Source organism: Catellatospora sp. TT07R-123 (genome assembly GCF_018327705.1).
Classification (GTDB): domain Bacteria; phylum Actinomycetota; class Actinomycetes; order Mycobacteriales; family Micromonosporaceae; genus Catellatospora.
The window spans coordinates 3606055-3631773 of record NZ_BNEM01000001.1; the positions used below are offsets into that span (position 1 = coordinate 3606055).

At 70.8% G+C, this 25719-nt stretch carries 21 protein-coding genes; 6 read left to right on the forward strand and 15 right to left on the reverse strand.

Annotation, left to right across the window (positions count from 1 at the left end; translation table 11 throughout):
• Positions 1 to 496: 496 nt before the first annotated feature.
• Entirely contained in the window at positions 497 to 1930 is a 1434-nt protein-coding gene (locus Cs7R123_RS15430; protein ID WP_212827184.1) for an aldehyde dehydrogenase family protein, read from the reverse strand.
• An 83-nt stretch (positions 1931 to 2013) separates the two neighbouring features.
• On the opposite strand from Cs7R123_RS15430, the gene Cs7R123_RS15435 reads away from it, so the two are divergent.
• Both Cs7R123_RS15435 and gabT read left to right on the forward strand, forming a co-directional pair.
• Positions 2014 to 3444, forward strand: coding sequence for a gamma-aminobutyraldehyde dehydrogenase (locus tag Cs7R123_RS15435; protein ID WP_212827186.1), 1431 nt, complete (start codon positions 2014 to 2016; stop codon positions 3442 to 3444).
• 2 nt (positions 3445 to 3446) lie between these two features.
• On the forward strand, positions 3447 to 4727 hold the full coding sequence (gabT, locus tag Cs7R123_RS15440) for a 4-aminobutyrate--2-oxoglutarate transaminase (protein ID WP_212827188.1): 1281 nt from the start codon (positions 3447 to 3449) through the stop codon (positions 4725 to 4727).
• A gap of 135 nt (positions 4728 to 4862) precedes the next feature.
• Here the strand turns inward: gabT and Cs7R123_RS15445 are convergent, their stop codons facing one another.
• The 10 genes from Cs7R123_RS15445 to Cs7R123_RS15490 all read right to left on the reverse strand — a co-directional run bounded on the left by Cs7R123_RS15445 (position 4863) and on the right by Cs7R123_RS15490 (position 16370).
• Positions 4863 to 6395: a TROVE domain-containing protein gene (locus Cs7R123_RS15445; RefSeq protein ID WP_212827190.1), complete on the reverse strand. Its 1533-nt coding sequence runs from the start codon at positions 6393 to 6395 to the stop codon at positions 4863 to 4865.
• A gap of 675 nt (positions 6396 to 7070) precedes the next feature.
• A complete protein-coding gene (locus Cs7R123_RS15450; protein ID WP_212827192.1) occupies positions 7071 to 7502 on the reverse strand; it encodes a PIN domain nuclease in 432 nt (143 codons plus the stop codon).
• Entirely contained in the window at positions 7499 to 7708 is a 210-nt protein-coding gene (locus tag Cs7R123_RS15455; RefSeq protein WP_212827194.1) for a type II toxin-antitoxin system VapB family antitoxin, read from the reverse strand. The genes Cs7R123_RS15450 and Cs7R123_RS15455 overlap by 4 nt, the downstream gene beginning before the upstream one ends.
• 100 nt (positions 7709 to 7808) lie before the next feature.
• The gene (locus Cs7R123_RS15460) at positions 7809 to 9068 is read right to left on the reverse strand and encodes a saccharopine dehydrogenase family protein (protein WP_212827196.1); all 1260 of its coding nucleotides are present in this window, start codon (positions 9066 to 9068) and stop codon (positions 7809 to 7811) included.
• A gap of 122 nt (positions 9069 to 9190) precedes the next feature.
• Complete coding sequence (locus Cs7R123_RS15465; RefSeq protein WP_212827198.1) at positions 9191 to 10603, reverse strand: FAD-binding oxidoreductase; 1413 nt, start codon at positions 10601 to 10603, stop codon at positions 9191 to 9193.
• Positions 10604 to 10767: 164 nt separating this feature from the next.
• Entirely contained in the window at positions 10768 to 11601 is an 834-nt protein-coding gene (locus Cs7R123_RS15470; protein WP_212827200.1) for an ABC transporter permease, read from the reverse strand.
• The gene (locus Cs7R123_RS15475; protein WP_212827202.1) at positions 11601 to 12521 is read right to left on the reverse strand and encodes an ABC transporter permease; all 921 of its coding nucleotides are present in this window, start codon (positions 12519 to 12521) and stop codon (positions 11601 to 11603) included. The genes Cs7R123_RS15470 and Cs7R123_RS15475 overlap by 1 nt, the downstream gene beginning before the upstream one ends.
• A gap of 1 nt (position 12522) precedes the next feature.
• Complete coding sequence (locus Cs7R123_RS15480; RefSeq protein ID WP_212827204.1) at positions 12523 to 13608, reverse strand: ABC transporter ATP-binding protein; 1086 nt, start codon at positions 13606 to 13608, stop codon at positions 12523 to 12525.
• 4 nt (positions 13609 to 13612) lie between these two features.
• On the reverse strand, positions 13613 to 14839 hold the full coding sequence (locus Cs7R123_RS15485; protein ID WP_212827206.1) for a PotD/PotF family extracellular solute-binding protein: 1227 nt from the start codon (positions 14837 to 14839) through the stop codon (positions 13613 to 13615).
• 49 nt (positions 14840 to 14888) lie between these two features.
• Positions 14889 to 16370: a gamma-aminobutyraldehyde dehydrogenase gene (locus tag Cs7R123_RS15490; RefSeq protein WP_212827208.1), complete on the reverse strand. Its 1482-nt coding sequence runs from the start codon at positions 16368 to 16370 to the stop codon at positions 14889 to 14891.
• Positions 16371 to 16667: 297 nt separating this feature from the next.
• Here Cs7R123_RS15490 and Cs7R123_RS15495 point away from each other — a divergent pair, with 297 nt between their 5' ends.
• Positions 16668 to 17162: an Lrp/AsnC family transcriptional regulator gene (locus tag Cs7R123_RS15495; protein ID WP_212827210.1), complete on the forward strand. Its 495-nt coding sequence runs from the start codon at positions 16668 to 16670 to the stop codon at positions 17160 to 17162.
• Positions 17163 to 17312: 150 nt separating this feature from the next.
• Here the strand turns inward: Cs7R123_RS15495 and Cs7R123_RS15500 are convergent, their stop codons facing one another.
• A complete protein-coding gene (locus Cs7R123_RS15500; RefSeq protein WP_244871846.1) occupies positions 17313 to 18539 on the reverse strand; it encodes a PotD/PotF family extracellular solute-binding protein in 1227 nt (408 codons plus the stop codon).
• A 279-nt stretch (positions 18540 to 18818) separates the two neighbouring features.
• Between Cs7R123_RS15500 and Cs7R123_RS15505 the strand changes: the two genes are divergently transcribed.
• Positions 18819 to 20165, forward strand: a complete 1347-nt coding sequence (locus Cs7R123_RS15505) for an aspartate aminotransferase family protein (RefSeq protein WP_212827212.1) — start codon at positions 18819 to 18821, stop codon at positions 20163 to 20165.
• Positions 20162 to 21478 carry an FAD-binding oxidoreductase gene (locus Cs7R123_RS15510; protein ID WP_212827214.1) on the forward strand — a complete coding sequence of 439 codons (1317 nt, stop codon included), beginning with the start codon at positions 20162 to 20164 and terminating at the stop codon, positions 21476 to 21478. The genes Cs7R123_RS15505 and Cs7R123_RS15510 overlap by 4 nt, the downstream gene beginning before the upstream one ends.
• On the opposite strand, the gene Cs7R123_RS15515 is transcribed toward Cs7R123_RS15510, so the two are convergent.
• Positions 21462 to 21821, reverse strand: a complete 360-nt coding sequence (locus tag Cs7R123_RS15515) for a DUF3499 domain-containing protein (RefSeq protein ID WP_212827216.1) — start codon at positions 21819 to 21821, stop codon at positions 21462 to 21464. The two genes, Cs7R123_RS15510 and Cs7R123_RS15515, sit on opposite strands and share 17 nt — an antisense overlap.
• A gap of 120 nt (positions 21822 to 21941) precedes the next feature.
• Between Cs7R123_RS15515 and Cs7R123_RS15520 the strand changes: the two genes are divergently transcribed.
• Positions 21942 to 22385, forward strand: a complete 444-nt coding sequence (locus tag Cs7R123_RS15520; RefSeq protein ID WP_212827218.1) for a metallopeptidase family protein — start codon at positions 21942 to 21944, stop codon at positions 22383 to 22385.
• Between the two features lie 44 nt (positions 22386 to 22429).
• On the opposite strand, the gene Cs7R123_RS15525 is transcribed toward Cs7R123_RS15520, so the two are convergent.
• Both Cs7R123_RS15525 and Cs7R123_RS15530 read right to left on the reverse strand, forming a co-directional pair.
• Positions 22430 to 22687 (reverse strand): WhiB family transcriptional regulator, encoded by a 258-nt coding sequence (locus Cs7R123_RS15525; protein WP_203755039.1) that lies wholly within the window; start codon positions 22685 to 22687, stop codon positions 22430 to 22432.
• Between the two features lie 468 nt (positions 22688 to 23155).
• Positions 23156 to 25678 (reverse strand): bifunctional FO biosynthesis protein CofGH, encoded by a 2523-nt coding sequence (locus Cs7R123_RS15530; RefSeq protein WP_212827220.1) that lies wholly within the window; start codon positions 25676 to 25678, stop codon positions 23156 to 23158.
• Between the last annotated feature and the right edge of the window lie 41 nt (positions 25679 to 25719).

The following is a 25719-nucleotide window of genomic DNA, read 5'->3' on the forward strand; positions in this document are numbered from 1 at the left end:
GGCGGTGGCGAGCAGGTGCAGGTGCACCGGTTGTGGGCCGAGCAGTGGCCGTAGATGCCCAGTCGGCCAGGTCGGACCAGCGGCGGGTCGCGATCGAGCGGGCGCACTCGACCAGGCGGAGTCCGCGATCCACACGTCGCTGTCGCACGCCAGCGCCCGGATGACCTGTTCGAGCAGGGCAGGGCATCGCGCAGGCGCTGATTTTGCTGGCCTGTGCAGGTGGGAACATACCCGGCGTCGGCCGCAGCCAGCGCCGCTCAGCCGGGATCTGCAGCAGAGCCTGCGCGACGGCCACGGTCAGTAGTCCGACATCGGTGAACCTCGGCCGGTGCCCCGCCTGACACGGTCCTGCAGCAGGTCATGGATCTTCACGCACAGCGCGGTCAGAAGAGTGTCCAGATCGACGTGCACTTGACCTCTCGGTCTCGATGCTCGGCAACGTCGATACTTGGACACCCTTCCCCTGCCCCGCTACACCGAATTGCGGATCATCGATCTATAAGGGCAGGTTGGTGAGGACGAGGACCCGGGGGTCGGTGTAGTCGTCCATGGCGCTACGCAGGCCCTCGCGACCGGTGCCGGAGCCCTTGACGCCACCGTACGGCATCTGGTCGGCCCGGAACGACGGCACGTCACCCACAATCACTCCCCCGACCTGCAATGTCGCGTGCGCCGTGAACGCCGTCTGCAGGCTGGTGGTGAACACGCCCGCCTGGAGGCCGAAGGCCGAGTCGTTGACCGCCGCGAACGCGTCGTCGTCGGAGTCGACCGCCGACACCACCAGCACCGGCCCGAACACCTCGTCGCAGGCGACCTTGGCATCGGCCGGGACATCGGTCAGGACGGTCGGGGCGTACTGCGCGCCGTCGCGTACGCCCCCGGTGAGGACGCGGGCGCCGGCGGCGACCGCTTCGCTCACCCAGTTCTCCACCCGCTGCGCGGCGGCCTCGGTGATCAACGGGCCCACCTGCGTATCGGCCGCCGCCGGATCGCCGGTCTTGAGCGACTCCACGGCCGCGACCAGCTTCGGCACGAACTCCTCGACCCGGTCGCGGTGGACGATCACCCGCTGCACCGCGATGCAGCTCTGCCCGGCCTGGTAGTTGCTGAACAGGGCGATCCGCTGCGCGGCCCAGTCCAGGTCGACGTAGTCGCCGCAGACCACCGCGGCGGCGTTGCCGCCCAGCTCCAGGGTCACGTGCTTGTGCGGCACGGCCTGCTGGATGCTCGCGCCGACCGGACCCGAGCCGGTGAACGACACGACCGGCAGGCGCGGGTCCGCGACCAGGGCGGCGGCGCGGTCGTTGGGCACCGGCACCACCGAGAACATGCCCGCGGGCAGATCGGTCTCGGCCAGCAGCTCGCCGAGCAGCAGCGCCGACAGGGGTGTGGCCGGGGCGGGCTTGACGATGATCGGCGCGCCGACCGCGATCGCCGGGGCGACCTTGTGCGCGACCAGGTTCAGCGGGAAGTTGAACGGGCTGATGCCCAGCACCGGCCCCTTCGGGAAGCGCCGCACCACGGCCATCCGCCCAGCCGCCGCCGGGTCGGTGTCGAGCCGCATCAGCTCGCCCGCGAACCGCCGCGCCTCCTCGGCGGCCCACCGGAACGTGGAGACGGCGCGGTTCAGCTCGGCCCTGGCCCACATCAGCGGCTTGCCGTTCTCGCCGCTGATCAGCGCCGCCACCTCGTCGCCGCGTTCGGCCAGGCGGCGGCTGACGTGGTCGAGCGCGGCGGCGCGGGCCGCGGCCGACAGGCGCGCCGCCTCGGGGGCCACCCGCGCGGCGGCCGCGACAGCGGCCTCGACCTGCGCCGGGGTGGCGTTGGAGGTCTGCCCGACCACCCGCCCGTCATAGGGATTGCGTACGACAACAAGATCATCACTGGACTCGGGGGCGCCCGCGATCCAGAACGGGGTCTGATCGGCCATAAGCCCACCCTACTGCACGGAAACAGTTGCTCAAGACCCTTGCTCGTTGCGGATTTCGTAGCGAAGATTGCCCTATGCCACCGATGACAGAACAGCTGGCCAATTTCATCAACGGTAAGTACGTAGCGCCGGTGGACGGCGGCTACGCGGACCTGATCGACCCGTGCACCGGTGAGATTCTCGCAAGCGCCCCGGTCTCCGGGAAGCAGGACATAGAGAACGCCATGGCCGCGGCGGCCGCCGCCTTCGAAACCTGGCGCGACACCACGCCCAGCGAGCGGCAGAAGGCGCTGCTGAAGATCGCCGACGCGGTCGAGGCGCGCGCCGACGAGCTGGTGGCGCTCGAAAGCCGCAACACCGGCAAGCCCCTGGCGCTGACCGCCAGCGAGGAGCTGCCGCCCGCGATCGACCAGATCCGCTTCTTCGCCGGGGCCGCCCGCCTGCTGGAGGGCCGCTCCGCCGGCGAGTACATGGCGAACATGACCAGCTACGTGCGCCGCGAGCCGATCGGCGTCTGCGCGCAGGTCACGCCGTGGAACTACCCGCTGCTGATGGCCGTGTGGAAGTTCGCCCCGGCCATCGCCGCAGGCAACACCGTCGTGCTCAAGCCGTCGGACACCACGCCGATGTCGACGCTGCTGCTGGCCGAGATCGCGGCGGAGTTCCTGCCGCCGGGCGTGCTCAACGTCGTCTGCGGCGACCGCGACACCGGCCGCGCCCTGGTCTCGCACCCGACCCCGGCGATGGTCTCGATCACCGGTTCCACCCGGGCCGGGTCCGAGGTGGCGGCCGCGGCCGCGCCCGCGATCAAGCGCACCCACCTGGAACTGGGCGGCAAGGCGCCGGTCATGGTCTTCGACGACGCCGACATCGCCGCCGCGGCCGAGGGCATCGCGATCGCAGGCTTCTTCAACGCGGGCCAGGACTGCACCGCGGCCACCCGCGTCCTGGTCACCGAGGGGGCGTACGACGCCTTCGTGGCCGCCCTGACCGAGCAGGCCGCCAACCTGAAGACCGGCGCGCCCGACGACGAGGACGTGCTGTTCGGGCCGCTCAACAACGCCAACCAGCTCGCCCGGGTCACCGGCTTCATCGAGCGGCTGCCCGCACACGCCCGCATCACCGCGGGCGGCCACCGCGTGGGCGAGCGCGGCTACTTCTTCGAGCCCACCGTCGTGGCCGACCTGGTCCAGGGCGACGAGATCGTCACCGACGAGGTGTTCGGGCCGGTCATCACGGTGCAGAAGGTCGCCGACGAGGCCGAGGCGCTCAGGTACGCCAACGACTGCCGCTACGGCCTGGCCTCCAGCGTGTGGACCTCCGACCACGGCCGGGCGATGCGGGTCAGCAAGCGGCTGGACTTCGGCTGCGTCTGGATCAACACCCACATCCCGCTGGTCGCCGAGATGCCGCACGGCGGTTTCAAGCAGTCCGGGTACGGCAAGGACCTGTCCGCGTACGGCCTGGAGGACTACACGCGGATCAAGCACGTCATGCACAACATCGGAGAATGACCTTGAGCGCCTCTTCGGACATCCACGCCCGCCGGACCGCCGCCGTCGCCAAGGGGGTCGGCTCGACCATCACGTCCTACGTCGAGCGGGCCTCCGGTGGCACGCTGCGCGACGTCGACGGGCGGGAGTGGATCGACTTCGCGGCCGGGATCGCCGTCACCAACGTGGGCAACAGCGCCCCAGCGGTGGTCGAGGCGGTCCGGCGGCAGGTCGAGCTGTTCACGCACACCTGCTTCATGGTGGCGCCGTACGAGTCGTACGTGTCGGTGTGCGAGCAGCTCAACGAGCTGACCCCGGGTACGCACGAGAAGCGGTCGGCGCTGTTCAACTCCGGTGCCGAGGCCGTCGAGAACGCCGTCAAGATCGCCCGGTACGCCACCGGGCGGCAGGCGGTCGTCGTGTTCGACCACGGCTACCACGGGCGCACCAACCTGACCATGGCGCTGACGGCGAAGAACATGCCGTACAAGCACGGGTTCGGGCCGTTCGCCCCGGAGGTCTACCGGGCACCGATGTCGTACCCGCTGCGCGACGGCCTGACCGGTGAGCAGGCCGCCGCCCGCGCCGTCGACGAGATCACCACGCAGGTGGGCGCGGCCAACGTCGCCGCGATCGTGATCGAGCCGATCCAGGGCGAGGGCGGCTTCGTGGTGCCCGCGCCGGGGTTCCTGCCCGCGCTGGCGAGCTGGGCCAGGGCCAACGGGGCGCTGTACGTCGCCGACGAGATCCAGACCGGGTTCTGCCGTACCGGGGACTGGTTCGCCAGTGACCACGAAGGCGTGGTGCCCGACCTGGTCACGGTGGCCAAGGGCATCGCGGGCGGGCTGCCGCTGGCCGGGGTCACCGGCCGCGCGGAGATCATGGACGCGGTGCACGTGGGCGGGCTGGGCGGCACGTACGGCGGCAACCCCATCGCCTGCGCCGCCGCGCTCGCCTCCATCCAGACCATGCGCGAGCTCGACCTGAACGCCGCCGCGCGGCGCATCGGCGGGGTGCTCACCGACCGGCTGACGAAGCTGGCCGCCGCCCACCCCCAGATCGCCGAGGTACGCGGCCGCGGCGCCATGGTCGCCATCGAGCTGGTCAAGCCCGGCACCCTGGACCCCGACCCGGTCCTCACCGGCGCGGTGAACAAGGCCTGCCACGCCGCCGGGCTGCTCACCCTGACCTGCGGCACCTGGGGCAACGTGTTCCGGTTCCTGCCCCCGCTGGTGATCTCCGACGCCGAACTCGACCGCGGCCTGTCCATCCTGGAGGAGGCCTTCGCCACCACCGCGCCCTGATCGCGGCCGTGTGGCCTGCGGCATGATCGCTGATTGCGGTCAGAACGTCGCCTCGCAGCTCGTGTTCTGACCGCAATCAGCGATCATCACCCCACCCCCCACCGGCGATCACCGAGCCGCAGCGTGGGCGGTGGGTCAGAACGGCCAGGTCGACGCCTCGCCGGACTCGATGAGGGCGATCATCGAGAACGCCGCGTCGGTCAGGCCGCCGAAGGTGTGGCGACGGCCGACAGGGGCGGTGTGGCCGAGGCGGTAGCCGGCCAGGTTCCAGGTGTAGACGGGGACGTTCGCGGGGACCGCGGCCGCCACGTCGTGGCTGCCGTGCCAGCTCGCCTGCTCGTCGGTCAGGATCACCACCCGGTCGTGCCCGGCGTAGTGGGCGCGCACCGCGCGCTCGGTCTCCGTACCCGAGCCGAAGAACCAGCCGCCGTCCTTGAACCGCCGCACCGCCGCCAGCACCGACTCGCCCGCGCGCAGGTCGAAGACCTTCGTCTGGTCCGAGAACGACACCACCGTCGCCGCGTGCGCCCGCGCCGCCAGGGCCAGGCCGAACAGCGTCGCCGCGTCCCAGCAGCGCAGCGACCCGTCCCGGCTGAACACGCTGTTCATCGAGCCTGACGTGTCGATCAGCACCAGGGTGCGGCCGTCCAGCCGGGGCACGTTGCCCAGCGCGAACTGCAGCGCCTTCTCCAGCGGATACGACCAGCGCAGGCTCGGCGCCGCGTTGTACGCCGACAGGAACCGCATCGGCAGCACCCGCGAGCGGTCGACCTCGTCCGCGTCGGACAGCTTCGCCGCCACGGCCGCCGCGACCTCGTCGCCGACCCCCGCCGCGTCGAAGTTGCGCAGGTTGCGCAGCAGCGCCAGGTAGCCCATGGACGGGATCACCGCCTCCCACGCCGCCGCGTCCAGCGGACCCTGCCGCCAGCCGGCCAGCGCCTCCCAGGTCATCCCGGCCGCGGCCAGGCGGGCCGGGTCGAGCACGCCCGCCCGGTCGGCCACCGGCAGCGCCGTCAGCGCGGCCCGGGAGCGCAGCACGCGCAGCGACTCGGGCAGCGGGTTGTCCCGCTGGTGGCGGCGGTCCAGCGCGTGCTGGAACAGCGCACCCTGGACCGCGTCGCGCGCGGTCGGGTGGGTCAGGTCGAGCACGTCGCCGAAGCGCACCGCGGCGCTGTCGGAGTCGTACTTGAGCAGGCTGCGCTCGTGGTAGAGCCGCACCGCCGCATCGGCGACGCCGCGCTTGACCGGCTTGGGCAGCGCGCGGCCGTGGCGCGACAGCCAGTACGCCAGCGCCTCGCCCGGCTCGTCGGCGCGCTGCAACGCCGCGTCGACCACCTTGCGCGAACCCGGGATACCGGCCGCGACCTGGGCCTTAGCGCCCTCCAGCGCCGCCACGACCGAGGCGGTGCGCAGGTTGGCGCCCAGCCGCAGCCACGGCACGAACCGCGCGAACCACTCCGGGTCCGCGACGGCCACCTCGGCCACCAGCGTCAGGAAGCGGGCGTCGCGGTCGCCGGCCTTCTCGTAGAACGTCTGCTCACCGACCATGTTCGCCACGGCGAGCAGGAACAGCTCCTGCTTCGGCTCGCGGGCGAACCCGGGCGCTCCCTGGGCCGTGGTCCCGGCCGGGCGCTGCTGGAAAGCGGTGGCGGTGTTGAACTTCGCCATGACAGATCCTCCCCCGAGGGTGGTCGGCGGGCGCGCAGCACCCACCCACCGGACGGTGTGAAGGATGGTGCGCCTCCCGAGATCAAGGTGGCGGCGGCGTATGGATTCTTTTACAGAGAAGTAGCCGCAGCCCGCGCACCGGGAGGTGCGGAATCAAACTAGAGCAGTCACCAGAACGCTTCCAGTGCTTATTCCATGCGGCCCGTCCGAGATCGGGTCGGCGACGGCAGATGGCGCTCTGGGCCGCTGAGCTACGCGCATCCGGTATGGACACGGGCGGGATTCGAACCCGCGACCTCCCCATTAAGAGTGGAGTAGCCGTAACCTGCGCACCGGACGGGCCGCATGGGTGTCTCCCGAGGTCAGAGTCGGCGGCGGCACAATTCTATTGCTCTGCCAACTGAGCTACCGGGCCCCGAAGGCCCGCACGGGACTCGAACCCGCGACCCACAGATCCGGAAGTATCCGCTGCCTGCGCACCGGGAGACGAGAGCCAATCTATGGCGCTTCCGCCTCAGCGGGCAACGGAATAACGAATGCCGCGCGCCAGAGATCAAGGGGCGACGGCGTCCCGTTTCCGGGCGAGTCACTTCACCGGCGTGGGACATAAGCCCCAGCCTCCATGGAGTAGCCGTCACCGACGCACCTGGCACGCGGCTGGGCAAGCTTACGTGATCAAGCGCGTCTGGTGTCGGCGTGCCCGCTGCCACGCGGGACGATCCACTCGTGCGCCTGGCCGGTGACGTCGGCGATTCGCTCGAAATCGCTGTCGTAGTGCAGGATCGTGGCCCCGTGCGCCTCGGCCGTGGCGGCGACGAGCAGGTCCGGAATGCCCACGCTGCGGTGGTGGCCGCGCAGGGCCAGCAGCTGCATGACGTCGAGCATCCGGCGCTGTGCGGCGTCGCTGGTCTCCAGCCACAGCACGGTCTCGTACTCCGTGCGCATGGCGGTCAGCTCGGCGTGGTTGCGGGCGGAGAAGCACATCTCGGCCGCGATGACGGGGCAGGTCGCGATCGAGCCGTCGAGGAACCTGGTGATCATCGACTGCCGTGCCGCGTCGCTGTAGCGCAACTGCTCCCACGCCGACTTGTCGACGAGGTAGATCACTGCCAGGCTTCCCGGTCGACGTCGGTCTCCGCGAGGCGGTCCGCCGTCAGCAGGGCGATCCGCATGAACTGGTCGACCCGCTCGCGACGCCGTTGGGCGATCTCGCGCAGCGCCCGGTTCACCGTCTCGACCTTGGTGGAGGTGCCGAACTCGGCCATCGCGAGGGCGAGCGCGTCCTCGTCGATGTCGATGAGCGTCTTGGCCATACCGTCCCCCAGCCTGTCCGCGAGGGGCGGCGCCCCCTCGGGTATATCCCACCCTGTCATGAAGATATCCCCGAGGGAGCGCGCCCCGCAATGCCGCAGGTCAGGCGGCTACCTGCTGGCGGAGCTGGTTGGTGGGGCGGAACGGCTGCTGCTCACGTACGCCCCAGGGGGAGCCGTACTCGGTGAGCTTGTTCAGGAACGGCACCGGGTCCAGCGCCTCGGGGCCGAGCACCCCGACGCCCTGCCACACCCGCTCGCTGAGCAGTTCCAGCGCGACGACCGGGTTGACGGCCGTCTGCCACACCACGGCCTGGTGGCCGTACTCGCGCATGGACCACTCGTTGTCGACGACGTGGTAGAGGTAGACCTCCCTGGTCTTGCCGTCCAGTGCGCGCCCGCGCACCCAGGTGCCGGCGCAGGTCTTGCCGCGCATGCGCGAGCCCAGCGTGGCCGGGTCGGGCAGCTGCGCGGCGAGCACGTCGCGCGGCGACACCATGACCGGCGACTTGCCGCCGCCGATCGGGATCGGGCGGGTGGAGTCCAGGCCCAGCTTGTGCACCGTCTTCAGGATCTCGATGAACTCGCTGCCCAGGCCGTACTTGAAGGTGACCCGCCGGGCGTCGACCCAGCGCGGGATGAGCAGGACCTCCTCGTGCTCCACGTTGACGCACTCGACCGGGCCGATGCCTTCGGGGAAGTCGAACACCTCGGGCTCGCTGAACGGGGCGGTGGTGAACCAGCCGCGCTCGCGCTCCCAGATGATCGGCGGGTTGAGGCACTCCTCGATGGTGGTCCAGATCGAGAACGACGGGGCGAAGTCGAACCCGTCCACGGTGATGTTGGACCCGTCCCGCACCCCGATCTCGTCGATCTCGGCGAACAGGTGGTCGGCGGCGTAGCGGGCGAAGATGTCGGACAGGCCCGGCTCGACGCCGATGCCGACCAGGGCCAGCCGCTCCTTGGCGGCCCAGTCGACGGCCTTGGCGAACTGCTCCTCGCCGAGCACCACCCCGGTCCGGGTGTAGGGATCAGTGGGGTGCGGGCGCGACAGCGACATGGCCATGTCGAGGTAGTCGGCGCCTGCGGCATACGCCCCGTCGAAGATCGGCATGACGAAGCGGGGGTCGACCGCGTTCAGCACGTGGGTGATCCCGTGCGCGCGGCACAGCGCCGCGACGTCCTCGGCGTTCGAGGCGTCCAGGCGGGCCGCGACGAAGCGGTCGTCGTGCCCGGAGACGGCCTTCTGGGCCCGCTCCAGGGAGTAGTCCGCCACCACCATGAGCTGGAAGAAATCACGGCGTGCGGCGATTGAGGCTGCTGCACTGCCGACGCCTCCGGCGCCGACCAGCAGGATACGCATAACAGTCCCTTCAACAACGCGGCTTTCTGACCGCGTATGACTGATGTGTCTTTTTCAGGTGTGTCGCCCCTGCCCGCCCGCGTGCGACGCGAGGGGCTGGGGAGACCGGTGGGGTGCCCGGGTCAGGAGTCGAAGCCGAGGCCGGCGTGGTCCAGGGTGCGCAGCCACAGGTTGCGGCGCCCCTGGTGCTCGTCGGCGCGCGCCAGCGACCAGCGGGTGAGCTGGATGCCGAGCGAGCGCAGCGGCTCCGGCGGCAGCGGCCAGGGCTTGCTGCGGACGAAGTCGAGCCTCGTGCGTTCGGTGTCGAGACCGTGCAGCTGGTCGAGCATCACCTGGGCCCCGAAGCGGGTCGCGCCCACGCCGAGTCCGGTGTACCCGGCCGCGTACGCCAGCCGGCCGTCGAAGGCCGTGCCGAAGAACGCGCAGAACCGGGTGCAGGTGTCGATCACCCCGCCCCAGCTGTGGGAGAAGCGCAAGCCCTCCAACTGCGGGAACGTGGTGAAGAAGTGCTCTGCCAGCCGCTCGAAGGTGGCCTCCCGCTGTTCCAGCGTCGGTGCGATCCGGTTGCCGAAGTGGTAGATCGCGTCGTATCCGCCGAACAGGATCCGGTTGTCGGCGGTGAGCCGGTAGTAGTGGAACTGGTTGGCCGAGTCGCCCAGGCCCTGCCGGTTCTGCCAGCCGACCGCGGCCAGCTGGGCGTCGCTCAGCGGCTCGGTCATCAGGGCGTAGTCGTACACCGGGATCAGGTAGCGCTTGAGCTTGCGCACCAGCGGGCCGAAGGCGTTGGTCGCCAGCGCGACCCGGCTCGCCCGCACCTCGCCGTGCGGGGTGCGCAGGACCAGTCCGTCGCGCTGGGTGGCCACGCCGAGCACCGGAGTGCCCTCGTAGATGCGCACCCCGAGCGACAGGCACGCCTGCCGCAGGCCCCAGGCCAGCTTCGCCGGGTCGAGCATGGCGACCCGGTCGCGGTCCCACCAGCCGCCCAGGTAGGTGGGCGAGTCGACCTGCGCCCGCACCTGGCCGGCGTCGAACACCTCGGCGTGGTAACCCATGGACCGGGTCAGCTCCGCCGACTCGTGCAGCCAGTCCAGCTGGTACGCGGAGGTGGCCACCTCCAGCTCACCGGTGCGCTCGAAGTCGCAGTCGATGCCGTACCGCACCAGCGTGTCCTCGATCTGGTCGAGGTTCTCCCGGCCGAGCCGTTCCAGCTCGGTGATCTCGCCCGGGAACCGGTCCACCCCGTTGGCGAGCCCATGGGTCAGGCTCGCGGAGCAGAATCCACCGTTTCTACCGGAGGCGGCGTGGCCGCACACCCCCGACTCCAGGAGCACCACGTCGGCTGACGGGTCGCGCTCCTTGGCCGCCAGCGCCGTCCACAGGCCGCTGTAGCCACCCCCGATCACGGCCAGCTGCGCGGTGGTCGCGCTGGTCAGCGGGGGTACGGGTGCCGGCCGCTCCGGCCGGTCCGTCCAGTACGGCGTCGGCGACGCATCTGCTAGCGCCGACGCCCACAGTTTTGATCCTTTGGCCCGCATGAGCCGATCTCCTCCTTCTACTACCTCGGCGGGCGTACCCGATTGGGTACTGTGCCGCCTCATTTCCTGAATTTTCCCCGGATAAACGTTTTGTCCGGGAATACCAAACGGCCGCCGAGCCGGATCACGCTTGACGCGTGCCGATTCGGCGGCCGTTCAGAAGATCAGCTGGTCGCGGCGCGGCGGGCCGAGCGGCGACGGGTGCGCAGCTGGCCGGCGATGACGAACGCGAACGAGATCAGGAACATGGCACTGGCCACGGCGTTGACCTGCGGCGGGATGCCGCGCAGGTTCGAGCCCCAGATGAACATGGGGAACGTGTCGTAGCCGCTGGTGCCGGTCACGAAGTTCGTGATGATGAAGTCGTCGAAGCTGAGCGAGAACGCCAGCAGCGACGCCGCCACGATCCCGGGCATGACCAGGGGCAGGATGACCAGACGGAACGCCTGCCACGGCGTCGCGTAGAGGTCCATCGCCGCCTCCTGGAGCCTTGGGTCGAGCCCGGCCAGCCGCGCCTTCACGGTGACCACCACGAACGATATGCAGAACATGACATGCGCGATCAGGATCGTCAAGAAGCCCAGCGGCAACTTTGCCCCGATGAACAGTGTCAACAACGAAGTGCCCATGACGATTTCCGGCGTGGCCATCGGCAGGAAGATCAGGGTGTTGGTGGCACCCCGGCCGATGAACCGGTAGCGGACCAGGGCGAACGAGATCAGAGTGCCCAGAATGGTCGAGATCACCGTCGCGCTGAAGCCGATGATGATGCTGCGCTGGAGCGAGTCGCACAGCCCCGCAGCGCCGCACATGTTCGTCCAGTTGTCCATGGTGAAGTGCAGGTCGTTGAAGTCCAGCACGTACGTGGTGTTGCGGCTGCCCGGCTGGTTGAACGACAGCAGCAGCACCACCGCGATCGGGACGAACAGGTACCCGAGCAGCAGCAGCCCCAGCAGGAACACCCATTTCTCGGCGAACCAGCGCCAGAGGGAGCGCATCAGACCACCTCCTCCGTGCCGGCGGTGCTGACGTAGACCGTCACCAGCACCAGGATCGTCACCATGAGCATGACGGACAGCGCCGACGCGATCGGGTAGTCGTTGACCACCAGGAACCGCGACTGGATGACGCTGCCGATCATCTGGGTGTTCGGCCCGCCCAGCAGCTGCGCGTTGACGTAGTCGCCGGTCGCCGGGATGAAGCAGAGCAGGGTGCCCGCCACCACGCCCGGCATGGACAGCGGCAGCGTGACGCGGAGGAAGCTGCGCACCGGCCCGTGGTAGAGGTCGCGGGCGGCCTCCAGCAGGCGCACGTCCAGCTTCTCCAGGCTGGCGTAGAGCGGCAGCACCATGAACGGCAGGAAGTTGTAGACCAGGCCCGCGATCACGGCGAACTCGGTGGCCAGCAGGCGGCCGTCCGGGCCGAGCACGTGGATCCACTTCAGGAACTCGACCACCGGGCCGGTGTCGGCCAGGATCGCCTTCCACGAGTACGTCCGGACCAGGTAGCTGGTGAAGAACGGCGCGATCACGCCGACCAGCATCAGGTTCTTCCAGCGCCCGCCCTTGATCGCGATCGCGTAGGCCAGGGGGTAGGCCAGCAGCACGCAGACCACGGTGGTGATGAACGCGTACCACAGCGAGCGCAGGAACTGCACGTGGAACATGTCCCAGGCGGCCGCGTAGTTGCTCCACGACCAGGTCATCGCGTAGCCGGTCTCGATCGAGCCGTTGGGGTCCCACAGGCTCGCCGCGAACAGCTGCCACACCGGCACGATGAAGAAGACGACCAGCCAGAGCAGGCCGGGGGCGAGCAGCGCGTAGGGGACCCAGCGGTGCGCGCGCATGCCCGCCGCGGGCGCCGCGGGCGCGGCGTCGACCGCCGCGCCCGAGCCGCCGGCGGGGATCAGAGCGGCCATGTCAGCTCCCCACGAGGAACGAGTGCGCCGGGGCCCAGTGCACGTGCACCTCGGCCCCGGGCAGCTGCGGGGCGGTCAGGCCCGAGTTGGGCACGAACACCGTCAGCTCGGTCCCCCAGGGGGCGCGGACCAGGTACTGCGTGGAGACGCCGGTGAACGACGCGTCCGTGACGACGCCGCCGATGGCGGCGTGCCCCTGTGGGACCGCGTTCTGGTCGGCGACCAGGTGCAGCTTCTCCGGGCGTACGCCCAGCAGGGCGTTGCCGGAGGTGACCCGGCACCGGGCCGTCGGCACCGCCAGCCGGTTGCCGTGCGCGTCCACCGTGACGCTGCCGTTGGCCTGGCCGGTGACCTGCGCCTGGATCAGGTTGGACTGGCCCAGGAAGTTGGCCACGAAGGCCGAGGCGGGGAACTCGTACATCTCGGCGGGGGCACCGAGCTGCTCGACGCGGCCCTCGTTCATCACCGCGACCGTGTCGGCCATGGTCATGGCCTCCTCCTGGTCGTGGGTGACGTGCACGAACGTGATGCCGACCTCGGTCTGGATGCGCTTGAGCTCGATCTGCATCTGGCGGCGCAGCTTGAGGTCGAGCGCGCCCAGCGGCTCGTCCAGCAGCAGCACCTCCGGGTTGTTGACCAGCGCGCGGGCCAGCGCCACCCGCTGCTGCTGCCCGCCGGACAGCTGCGCCGGGCGGCGCGAGCCGTACTGGCCGAGCTGGACCAGGTCGAGCATCTCGGCCACCCGGCCGCGGGCGTCCGCCTTGCTCACGCCCTTGCGCCGCAGCCCGAACGCCACGTTGTCGGCGACGGACATGTGCGGGAACAGCGCATAGCTCTGGAACACCGTGTTCACCGGCCGCTTGTACGGCCGCATCCGGGTGATGTCGAGGCCGCCGAGCGTGATCCGCCCGGCGGTCGGCTCCTCCAGCCCCGCCACCATCCGCAGCGTGGTGGTCTTGCCGCATCCCGACGCCCCGAGCAGCGCGAAGAACGAACCGTCGGGGATGGTCAGGGTGAGGTCGTCGACGGCGGTGAAGCTGCCGAACGTCTTGGTGACGCCCTCGATACACAGATCCTGGTCGGTCACGGTGCTACGCCCCGATCGCAGACTGGAACTTGCCCTCGTACTCCTTCTCCTCCGCCTCGGTGAGCGGCATGAAGAGGTGGAGCTTGGACTGCATCTCGGCGTTGGGGAAGATCAGCGGGTTGGCGGCCAGGTCGGGGTCGATCGCCTGCATCGCCTCCTGGGCGCCGGCCACGGGGCACACGTAGTTGACGTACGCGGCGAGCTCGGCGGCGACCTTCGGGTCGTAGTAGTAGTCGATCAGCGCCTGGGCGTTGGACGCGTGCGAGGCCGTGGTCGGGATGAGCATGTTGTCCGACCAGAGCATCAGGCCCTCGTCCGGCGTCATCAGCTTGATCTTGGCGTTGTCGAAGCCGAGCTGGATGACGTCGCCGGACCAGGCGATGCAAGCGGCGATGTCGCCCTTGGCCAGGTCCTGCACGTAGTCGTTGCCGGTGAACTTGCGGATCTGGCCCGAGGCCACCGCGGCCTTCAGCTTCTCCAGCGCCGCGTCGAACTCGGCCGCGGTGAACTTGGCCGGGTCCTTGCCCATCGACAGCAGCATGAAGCCCATCGTGTCGCGCATCTCGGTCAGCGCGGTGACCTTGCCCTTGAGGTCCGGGCGGGTCAGCAGCTCGTCGACCGTGTGCACCTCCTTGGTGACCCCGGTGTTGACCGCGATGCCGGTCAGGCCGGACTGCCACGGGGCGGCGTACTCCATGTTCGGGTCGAACTGGCGGCCCTTCAGGGTCGGGGCCAGGTTCTTCAGGAACGTGGCCACCTTGTCCGGGTTGAACTTCTGGGCGAAGCCGTTGCGGATGAACTTGGCCGCCATCCAGTCGGTGAACACCACGATGTCGCGGTCGATGGTCTGGCAGGCCGCGAGCTGCGTACGGATCTTGCCGTAGAACTCGTTGTTGTCGTTGATGTCCGCGGTGTACTTGACGTCGATGCCCGTCTTGGCGGTGAACGCCTTGAGCGTCGGGTGGACCTCGGCGTTCTTCTCGTCCTCGTCGATGTAGGCGGGCCAGTTCGAGAAGATCACGGTCCGCTCGGCCGCCGACACGTCCGGCACGCTGCATGCCTTGGCCGACGGCCCGTTGCTGCCGGTGCCGGTGGTGCCGCAGGCGGCCAGCGCGCCGCCGGTCGCCGCGAGCGCGCCGCCCGCCAGGACGCCCCGCAGCACGCTGCGCCGCGACGGCATGGCCGCGAGCACCGCCTGGGCCTGCGGGGAAAGAGGAATACGACGAGGCATCGAACGTTCCTTAACGTAAGAGGGGACTACCGGATGATGCTGTTATCAACTACTTGAAGACGGTGCGGTGCCAGGGCTTGGCGGCTACCGCAGTACGGTCGAACATGACGTGTTTGATCTGTGTGTACTCGTCGAACGAGTAGGCGGACATGTCTTTTCCGAATCCCGAGCGCCGGTAGCCCCCGTGCGGCATCTCGCTGATGATCGGAATGTGGTCGTTGACCCACACGCAGCCTGCGCGCAGTTCGCTGGTACCGCGCAGGGACCGGTAGACGTCGCGGGTCCACACACTCGCGGCCAGCCCGTACGGTGTGTCGTCGGCCAGCGCCATACCCTCATCATCGGTGTCGAAGGGCAGCACCACCAGCACCGGGCCGAACACCTCCTGCTGGACGATCTCGCTGTCCTGCGCCGCGTCGACCACCAGGGTCGGGGCGTAGTAGGCGCCGTGGGCCAGGTCGGCCGGCACCCGGCCGCCGACGACGATCTTGGCACCCGCCGCGCGGGCCCGGTCGACGAACCCCGCCACCCGGTCGCGCTGGGCGATCGAGATCAGCGGGCCGATGTCGGTCGCGGGGTCGAGCGGGTCGCCGGCCCGCACCCCCTCGAACAGCTCGGCCACCCGGGCGACGAACCGGTCGTAGAGCGGGCGCTGCACGTAGGCCCGGGTCGCCGCGGTGCAGTCCTGGCCGCTGTTGATCAGCGAACCGGCGACCGCGCCCTGCGCGGCGGCCTCCACGTCGGCGTCGTCGAAGACCAGGAACGGGGCCTTGCCGCCCAGCTCCAGGTGCACCCGCTTCACCGCGCCCGCGGCGGTCGCGCCGACCTGGCGCCCGACCGCGGTCGAGCCGGTGAAGCTGACCATGTCCACGTCCGGGTGGGCGACCAGCGCCGCCCCGGCCGTCGCCCCGCGACCGGTCACCACGTTGACCACGCCCGGCGGGATGCCCGCGTCAAGGCACGCCTGGGCGAACATGACGCTGGTCAGCGGGGTCAGCTCGGCGGGCTTGAGCACGATGGTGTTGCCCGCCGCGATCGCGGGCAGGATCTTCCAGGCCGCCATCTGGAGCGGGTAGTTCCACGGCGAGATCGAGCCGACCACGCCGATCGCCTCCCGGCGCACCATGCTGGTGTGGTCGCCGGAGTACTCCCCCGCCGCCTTGCCCTCCAGGTTGCGCGCCGCCCCGGCGAAGAAGGCCGTGTTGTCGATGGTGCCGGGCACGTCGAACTCGGCGGCCAGGCGCACCGGCTTGCCGGTCTGCGCCACCTCAGCCGCCACGAAGTCCGCCGCCCGCTCGCTGAGGACGCCCGCCAGCCTGGTCAGCGCCGCCGAGCGCGCGCCGGGCGTCGCGCCCGACCAGCCGCCGAACGCGGCCCGCGCCGCGGCCACCGCCGCGTCGACGTCGGCCGCGCCGGCCAGCTCGAACTCGGCCACCGCCGTCCCGTCCGCCGGGTTGATCACGGAGAACCGCTCACCCGAGGTGCCGTCGGCGCCTGTTCCGCCGATCAGATTGGGCGAAAAACCGGTCATCCCGTCCCCCACTGTCAGTTGGTTAACAAGCCGTGGCGCGGCCATAGTTACATGACGTGGACCACATGACAAGGGATTCCGTGGCGTTCTTGAGCTGGGTCCACGAATTCCAACGGCCAAGGTCGCCAACAGATGACGTTTTCGTTACAGGGGGACGTAGCGGGTACCGGAATCGTGGCCGGAACGGCGTTACGATTCGACCACCGGGGCCACCGCGCCCCGGCCCACCCCGCCCTGCGACCCTCATCGCTCACGTCCCTCAGGAGGCCGGCATTGCCGACGCCCGCTGACTCAACGGTGCCCCGCGGAACCGTCCGCCGCCACCCGCAGCTCAACCACGCCAACCACGCACTGCTCGACGAGACGGCAAAACAGATCATCGAGCAGTTGCAGGAGGACGGCCGACGCCCGTACGCGACCATCGGCCGGGCGGTCGGCCTGAGCGAGGCGGCGGTAAGACAGCGGGTGCAGCGGCTCATCGACTCGGGCGTCATGCAGATCGTCGCCGTCACCGATCCGCTCCAGCTCGGCCTCGGCCGCCAGGCCATGATCGGCGTCAAGACGACCGGTGACCTCGACGGGATCTCCGACCGGATCGCGTCGATCGAGGAGGTCGACTACGTGGTGATCACCGCGGGTTCGTTCGACCTGCTGCTGGAGGCGGTCTGCCGCAACGACGACCACCTGCTGGAGATCCTGCAGGAGGTGCGGGCGGTGGACGGGGTGATCGGCGCGGAGGTGTTCGTGTACCTGAAGCTGCGCAAGCAGACGTACTCCTGGGGCACCGCCTGACCGCGACCGCGTTCGCGGCCCCCTCGCCAGCCGCGCCCCACTCGCACTTTTCATAGACGTTGGCCTATTACATCGAGTTCGATCTTGTTTCAGTCGACGTAATAGGCCAACGTCTATGAAAAACGGGGTGCGGCACGAGCGGCGGGCGGGTCAGGTGCCCATGACCGCCGAGAACTTGGCCTGGTACGCGCGCTCCTCGCTGTCGCTCAGCGCCTTGAACGCGTGCACCCGCCCCAGCAGCGACGGCCCCGGGAAGATCAGCTCGTTCTCGGCCAGCTCGGGGTCGATCTTGGCCATCTCCTCCTGCGCCCCGACCACCGGGCACACGTAGTTGACCCACGCCGCCAGTTCCGCCGCCACCGCCGGGTCGTAGTAGTAGTCCAGCAGCTTCGCCGCGTTGGCCGCGTGCGCGGCGGTCGACGGGATCAGCGCGCAGTCCGACCAGATCATCAGACCCTCGTCCGGGCCGATGAACTTGATCTTCGGGTCGTTCGTGTTGAGCTGGAGCGCGTCCCCGGACCAGGCGATGGCCGCGGCCACGTCGCCCTTGGCCAGGTCCTGGACGTACTCGTTGCCGCTGAAGCGGCGGATGTGGCCCGCCTGCACCGCCCGGTTGAGCTTGTCCAGCGCGGCGTCGAAGTCCTCGGGGGTGAAGTCCGCCGGGTCCTTGCCCAGCGAGGCGATGAGCAGGCCCATCGTGTCGGACATCTCCATCGGCACGGTCACCCGCCCGGCCAGGTCGGGCCGGGTGAGCAGCTCGTCGACGGTGTGCACCTCGGCGGTCACCCGCGTGTTGACCGCGATGCCGGTCAGGCCCGACTGCCACGGGACCGAGTACGCGAACTCCCGGTCGTACGAGCGCAGCTTCAGCGACGGCAGCACGTTGCGGTGCACCGCGGGCATCCGGGCGGGCGCGATGGACTCGGCGAAGCCGTTGCGGATGAACTTGGCCGCCATCCAGTCGGTGAACACCACGAGGTCGCGCTGGATGTCCTGGCAGGCGGCGAGCTGGGCCCGGATGCGCCCGAAGAACTCGTTGTTGTCGTTGATGTCCTCGGTGTAGTCGACCTTGATGCCGGTCTTGGCGGTGAACGCGGCCAGCGTCGGGCGCCGGTTCGGGTCGCGCTCGTCGACGTCGATGTACTGCACCCAGTTGGAGAAGGCGAGCCTGCGCTCGGTCGCGGAACGGTCGACGGCGGTGCAGTTGGCCCGCGCCACCCCGGTGCCCTCCAGCCCGCATCCGCCCAGCGTGGCGGCGCCCGCGGCGACCGCGCCGCCGGCCAGCGCGCCCTGCAGCAGCCGCCGCCGGGTGACGGGGCGGCCGACAGCCCGGAGCAGGGCACGGGCGGGCGAGGAGAGGGTGGCCGGAGCGCGCAATCGAGGTACCTCTGCTGGTGAGGGGACGACGTTCCCCAGGACAACAACGGGCGACCGACAATTCTGCCCAAATCATGCCCGCTCACGCGCGAGGTCGTGCCCGAGCTCACAAATCGCCCTTCTGCGGCGCAACGGTGCGACCGGGGAGGCCGAACCCGGGGATCACTACGAAATCCGTGGCGAGCGAGCGAGAATGGCACTGGAAGGGTTGTCTTCTCGCGAATACCTGTGCGATAACCGTAGGCAACACGGCTACGTACCTCTGAGTGGAGCCTCACGATGGGCAAGGAAACCGACCACCTCTGGATGCACTTCACCCGGATGGGCGCCTACCGCACCGGCGCCGTCCCCACGATCGTGCGAGGTGAGGGCGCCTATGTGTGGGACAGCAACGGCAAGCGCTACCTCGACGGCCTGGCCGGGCTGTTCACCGTCAACGCCGGGCACGGGCGGGCCGAGCTCGCCGACGCGGCTGCCAAGCAGGCACATGAGCTGGCCTTCTTCCCGCTGTGGTCGTACGCCCATCCCAAGGCCATCGAGCTGGCCGACCGGATCGCCGCGCTGACCCCCGGCGATCTCAACCGGGTCTTCTTCACCACCGGCGGTTCCGACGCGGTGGAGAGCGCGTGGAAGCTCGCCCGCTCGTACTTCAAGAAGATCGGCCAGCCGATGCGGCACAAGGTGGTGAGCCGCTACCTGGCCTACCACGGCACCTCGATGGGGGCGCTGTCCATCACCGGCGTGCCCGCGTTCCGGGCCGAGTTCGAACCGCTGGTGCCCGGCGGCATCAAGGTGCCCAACACCAACTTCTACCGGGCCCCGGTGCACGCCGACGACTACGAGGCCTTCGGCGTATGGGCCGCCGACGAGATCGCCCGCGCCATCGAACGCGAGGGGCCGGAGACCGTCGCCGCGGTGTTCCTGGAGCCGGTGCAGAACGCGGGCGGCTGCTTCCCCGCCCCGCCCGGCTACTTCCAGCGGGTCCGCGAGATCTGCGACCGGTACGGCGTGCTGCTGGTCTCCGACGAGGTCATCTGCTCCTGGGGCCGCCTCGGCGAGTACTTCGGGGCGCAGTACTACGGCTACCAGCCCGACATCATCACCACTGCCAAGGCGCTGACCTCGGGATACTCCCCGCTCGGCGCGATGATCGCCAGCGACCGGCTGATCGAGCCGTTCCTGGCCGACGGGCAGATGTTCGCCCACGGCATCACCTTCGGCGGCCACCCGGTCGGCTGCGCGGTCGCCCTGGCCAACCTCGACCTGTTCGAGCGGGAGGACCTGGTCGGGCACGTACGCACCAACGCGCCCGCCTTCCGGGCCACCCTGGAGAAGCTGTACGACCTGCCGATCGTCGGCGACGTGCGCGGCGAGGGCTACTTCTACGGCATCGAGCTGGTCAAGGACAAGGCGACCCGGGAGACGTTCAACGCCGAGGAGTCGGAGAAGCTGATCCGCGGCTTCCTGTCCACCGCCCTGTTCGACGCGGGCCTGTACTGCCGCGCCGACGACCGCGGCGACCCGGTCATCCAGCTGTCGCCCGCGCTGATCTGCACCCAGACCGAGTTCGACGAGATCGAGCAGATCCTGCGCGACGTGCTGACCCGGGCCTCGAAGCTGCTGTGACGGTATCGCTGTGGCGTGACACCGCGGGCGGAGCGGCCTCGCCCCGCCCGCGGTTGTCCGGCGACCTCGACGTCGACGTGGCGATCGTCGGCGCGGGCTACACCGGCCTGTGGACGGCGTACTACCTGCGCCGGGCGGACCCGGGGCTGCGCGTGGCGGTCGTCGAGGCCGAGCAGGCCGGGTTCGGAGCCTCCGGGCGCAACGGCGGCTGGTGCTCCGGGCTGCTGCCGGTCTCGCTGCCGAAGCTGGAGCAGCGGCACGGCCGGGGTGCCGCGATCGCGTTCCAGCAGGCGATGAACGACACCGTCGACGAGGTGGGCCGGGTCGCCGCCGCCGAGGGCGTCGACTGCGACTTCGCGAAGGGCGGCTCGCTGGGCCTGGCCCGCTCGTCCCGGCAGTGGCAGCACGCGCGGGCCGAGGCGGCGCAGGCGGCGGCGTACGGGTTCGAGCTGGAACTGCTGGGGGCGGCCGAGGCGCGGGCCCGGTGCGGGGCCACCGACGTGCACGGCGCGACGTGGAACCCGCACTGCGCGGCGCTGCACCCGCTCAAGCTGGCGCGCGGGCTGGCCCGCACGGTCGAGCGGGCGGGCGTGCCGATCTTCGAGAAGACCCCGGCCCTGCAGCTGGCGCCGGGACGGGTCCGCACCGCGTACGGCGAGGTCCGGGCGCCGGTCGTGGTCCGGGCCACCGAGGGCTACACCCCGGGGTTGCCCGGGGCCCGCCGCGCCGTCGTGCCGGTGTACTCGCTGATGGTGGCCACCGAGCCGCTGCCGGAGCAGTTCTGGGAGCGGGCGGGGCTCGCCGAACGGGAGACCTTCACCGACCTGCGGCGGCTGGTCGTCTACGGGCAGCGGACCGCCGACGGGCGGCTGGCGTTCGGCGGGCGCGGGGCGCCGTACCACTTCGGATCGGCGGTGCGGCCGTCGTACGACAGCGTGCCCCGGGTGCACGAGGCGCTGCGTCGTACGCTGCGTGAGCTGTTCCCGGCCCTGGACGGCGCCGGGTTCACCCACTCCTGGGGCGGGCCGCTCGGCATCGCCCGCGACTGGCACCCGTCCGTGGGCCTGGACCGCGCCACCGGCCTGGCCTGGGCCGGCGGGTACGTCGGCGACGGTGTGGCCGCCACCAACCTGGCCGGGCGGACCCTGGCCGACCTGATCACCGGCCACGAGACCGAGCGGACCGGCCTGCCCTGGGTCAATCACCGCTCGCCGAGCTGGGAGCCCGAACCGCTGCGCTGGCTCGGCATCAACACCGCCCTGCGCGGTGTCGTCGCCCTCGACGCCCTGTCCCGCCTCAGGCCGGGGGGATGACCCGCAGGTGGCCGCGGCGGCCGGGCGTGTGGGTCGGCGCCGGCTCCGGCGGCTCGGGGGCGCGCGGGTGCGGTCGGGCCGCCTCGCGTACGGCCTCGGCCAGCGCGACCAGGTCGTCGGTGGTCGGCGGCGGCGGCTCGAACTCGCCGTCGTAGCGGACCAGCTCCCAGCCCCGGGGCGCGGTCAGGCTCAGCGCGTGCGGCTCGCACAGGTCGTACGTGTGCGGCTCCTGGTGCGCCGCGAGCGGCCCGACCACCGCGGTCGACTCGGCGTAGACATAGGTCAGCGTTGCGACCGCCTGCCGGGGGCAGCCGTTACGAGAGCAACGCCGTGGAGACCTCACGGCGTGTGACGTTAGCGTCCCGCCGGGCGAGTGCGCCGTGGATGCGCCGCGACACGCCGAGGGAAGGATCACGTGGGCGTCGGCCGCCGTGAAACTGACCGGCGGGGATACATTGGCGACGTGACCAGTCCCGCCCGCCGCCGCCCAGCCGCCCGCCGCCGACGCGACCGCCACGGCCGGGGGATGCGCGGCCGCCTGGTGCCCGCGAGCGTGCCCCTGGCCCGGACCAAGGCCGAGGTCTTCGACGAGCTGGTGCTGGACACGGTCGAGTCGCTGGAGGCGAAGTTCGCGACGGAGCTGGCCGGGGTCGAGTTCGCGGTCGAGGACGTCCCGCCGGACCTGAACGTGTACGACTCCGACGTGCTGGAGGACGGCCGGGTGCCGCTGGCGCGGCTGCTGCCGGGACGGCCGGGACGGCACGGAGTGCCGCCGCGGATCGTGGTCTACCGGCGCCCGCTGGAGTTTCGCGCCTCGGACCGCGAGGACCTGGGCGAGCTGGTGCGTGACGTGATCGTGGAGCAGGTGGCGAACCTGCTCGGGCTGAGCCCTGACGACCTCAGTTGAGGGTTCCCCTGCCCGGACCCCCCGATCCGGGCAGGAGACAAGCCTCAGACCGCGCGGCGCTTGAGCTTGCGGCGCTCGCGCTCGGACAGTCCGCCCCAGATGCCGAAGCGCTCGTCATGCGAGAGCGCGTACTCCAGGCACTCGGACTTGACCTCGCAGCGCGAGCAGATGCGCTTGGCCTCGCGGGTCGAACCGCCCTTCTCGGGGAAGAACGCCTCAGGGTCGGTCTGCGAGCACAGCGCGTGCTCCTGCCACTCGGGCGCGTTGCCCAGCAGATCCGCCACGACGGGGCGACCGTCCATCTCCGCTGCCTCCTTTATGCGCGCCGGGATCGCCGGCGCAACCCCCCACCCTGGAGAGGGCACTTGTCCACATAGGCGGTTTTGTGGCTGCCGCTTCCCCCAAGCCCCAACGGAATTACACGCGTGTCGTACGTGCACCGTCAAGCTGACTCTGGTACACGCCCGGCAGGGCCGTTCGGTGCGGCGGCATCCTCCCGCCACTGCCCTATCGATCCAGACCCGAGAGCGGTAACGGCATCCCGGGCGTGTCGTGGCGAAATTCTGCTGGCGTGTCGGGCTTGACGTCATCCGGCTGACGGCGATCCGACAGATAGCCGATGATGTCCGTCACCCTGAACCCAACGAGGCGACGACCGGAGCGTCACGCACCCGATCCGGCTTTAGATAGACGTTGGCCTATCTCATCGAGTCCACGTAGATCGAACTCGACGGGATAGGCCAACGTCTATGAAAAACGGGTGGTCGCGGTCAGGGCCGTCGCGGGGCGGCGGCGTAGCCGGTGGTGCGCTGGCGGGCGGGGCGGCCCGCGGCGGCGGCGATCTCGTGCAGCTGCGCCACGGTACGGGCCGAGCCGTGCGCCGAACCCGCCATCCGGGAGATCGTCTCCTCCATCAGCGTGCCGCCCAGGTCGTTGCAGCCCCCGTTCAGCATCGCCACGGTGCCCTCGTCGCCGAGCTTCACCCAGGAGCACTGGATGTTGGCGATGCGCCCGTGCAGCAGCAGCCGGGCCATCGCGTGCACGGCCCGGTTCTCGCGCCAGCTCGCGCCCGCCCGCGCCACCCCGGCCAGGTAGATCGGGGCGTTGGTGTGCACGAACGGCAGCCCCACGAACTCGGTGAAGCCGCCGGTGCGGTCCTGGATCCCGGCCAGCACCCGGAAGTGGCCCAGCCAGTGCCGGGGGTGGTCGACGTGGCCGTACATCATCGTGGAGCTGGACCGGATGCCCAGCCGGTGGGCCGCCTCGACCGTCTCCACCCAGGCGGAGGTGGGCAGCTTGCCCTTGGTGAGCACCCAGCGCACCTCGTCGTCGAGGATCTCGGCGGCGGTGCCGGGGATGGTGTCCAGCCCGGCCTCGCGCAGCCGCGCCAGCCAGTCGGGGACGGGCACGCCGGCCTTCGCGGCCGCCGTGACGATCTCCATCGGGCTGAACGCGTGCACGTGCATGCCCGGCACGCGCTCCTTCACCGCGCGGACCAGGTCCGGGTAGACCGAGACCGGCAGCTGCGGGTCGATGCCGCCCTGGACGCACACCTCGGTGGCGCCGTCGCGCCACGCCTCCTCGGCCCGGTCGGCGACCTGCGCCACGGTCAGCCGGTATGCGTCGGCGTCGCGCTCGCGCTGGGCGAACGCGCAGAACCGGCAGCCCACGTAGCAGACGTTCGAGAAGTTGATGTTGCGGTTGACCACGTACGTCACGTCGTCGCCGACGGTGGCGGCGCGCACGTCGTCGGCGATGCGGCACAGCTCGTCCAGGGCCGGGCCGTCGGCGTGCAGCAGCGCCAGAGCGGCGTCCTCGTGCCGGGGTTCGAGCAGGTCCGCCGGGTTCTCCCGGGCCACCCGCAGGCCTTGCGCCAGGGCGCCGACGTGCACCGCCGGGCCGGTGTCGCGCCCGGCCGCCTCGGAGACGGCGGCCCAGTCGCCGTACACGGTGTCGAAGTCGGCGCGGCGGTCGGCGGTGCGGCCGTCGGTGTCGATGGTGGCGTGCAGGTCGGTGCGGCCGGTGCCGCCCTCGACCTCGGGCTCCTGCCACGGGCGGCCGGTCACCGGGGCGTCGGCCACGGCCATCCCGGACGCGTCGGCCAGGGCCGTGACGTGCGGGTGCAGGCGCGGGTCGAGCCACCGCTCGGCGCCGCGGACGTACGCCGGGTAGATCGTCAACCGCTCGCGCAGCTCGAAACCGGTCGCCGCGGTCAGCGCCGCCAGCTCGTCCAGGTGCGGCCAGGGGCGCTCGGGGTTGACGTGGTCGGGCGTCAGCGGCGAAACGCCGCCCCAGTCGTCGATCCCGGCCCGCACCAGCAGCTCGAACGAGGCGTCGATGAGGTTCGGCGGCGCCTGGAGGCGCATGCCCGGCCCGAGCAGCAGCCGCGCCACCGCGACCGTGGCGGCCAGGTCGCGCACCGAGGCGTCCGGGACCGAGCGCATCGCGGTGTCGGGCTTGGCGCGGAAGTTCTGCACGATCACCTCCTGGAGGTGGCCGTACTCGCGGGCGCTGCGGCGGATCTCGAACAGTGCGTCGACCCGCTCGGCGTGCGTCTCGCCGATGCCGATCAGGATGCCCGTGGTGAACGGCACCCCGACCCGGCCCGCGTCGGCCAGCACCCGCAGCCGCACCGCCGGCTCCTTGTCCGGCGAGCCGTAGTGCGGGCCGCCCGGCTCCGACCACAGCCGCGTCGCGGTCGTCTCCAGCATCATGCCCATGCTCGGCGCCACCGGGCGCAGCCGCTGGAGCTCGGCCCAGCTCAGCACGCCCGGGTTGAGGTGCGGCAGCAGGCCGGTCTCCTCCAGCACGGCGATCGCCACCGAGCGCAGGTAGTCCAGGGTGGACCCGTACCCCCGCTCGTCGAGCCACTGCTGCGCGGCCGGCCAGCGGTCCTCGGGCCGGTCCCCGAGTGTGAACAATGCCTCTTTGCACCCGAGCGCGGCGCCCTGGCGGGCGATGGCCAGCACCTCGTCGCGGTCGAGGAAGGCCGCGGGCAGCCGGTGCGGCACCGTGGCGAAGGTGCAGTAGTGGCAGCGGTCCCGGCACAGGCGGCTGAGCGGGATGAACACCTTCTTGGAGAAGGTGATGACACCGGGCCGCCCGGCGTCGCGCAGGCCCGCGTCGCGGACCGCGCCGGCCAGTGCCAGCAGCTCGTCGAACGCCTCGCCCTGCGCGCTGAGCAGGGCGGTCGCCTCGGCCGCGTCCAGCGCGCGGCCGCTGCCCGCGCGGCGCAGGGCCCGCGTCACCTCCGCCGCCGTGAACTGGTGCTGCGCCACCGCTTCGCCGGCCATGCCGCTCCCCTTTTCCCGCGCTACCCCGTAGTAGGCATGAA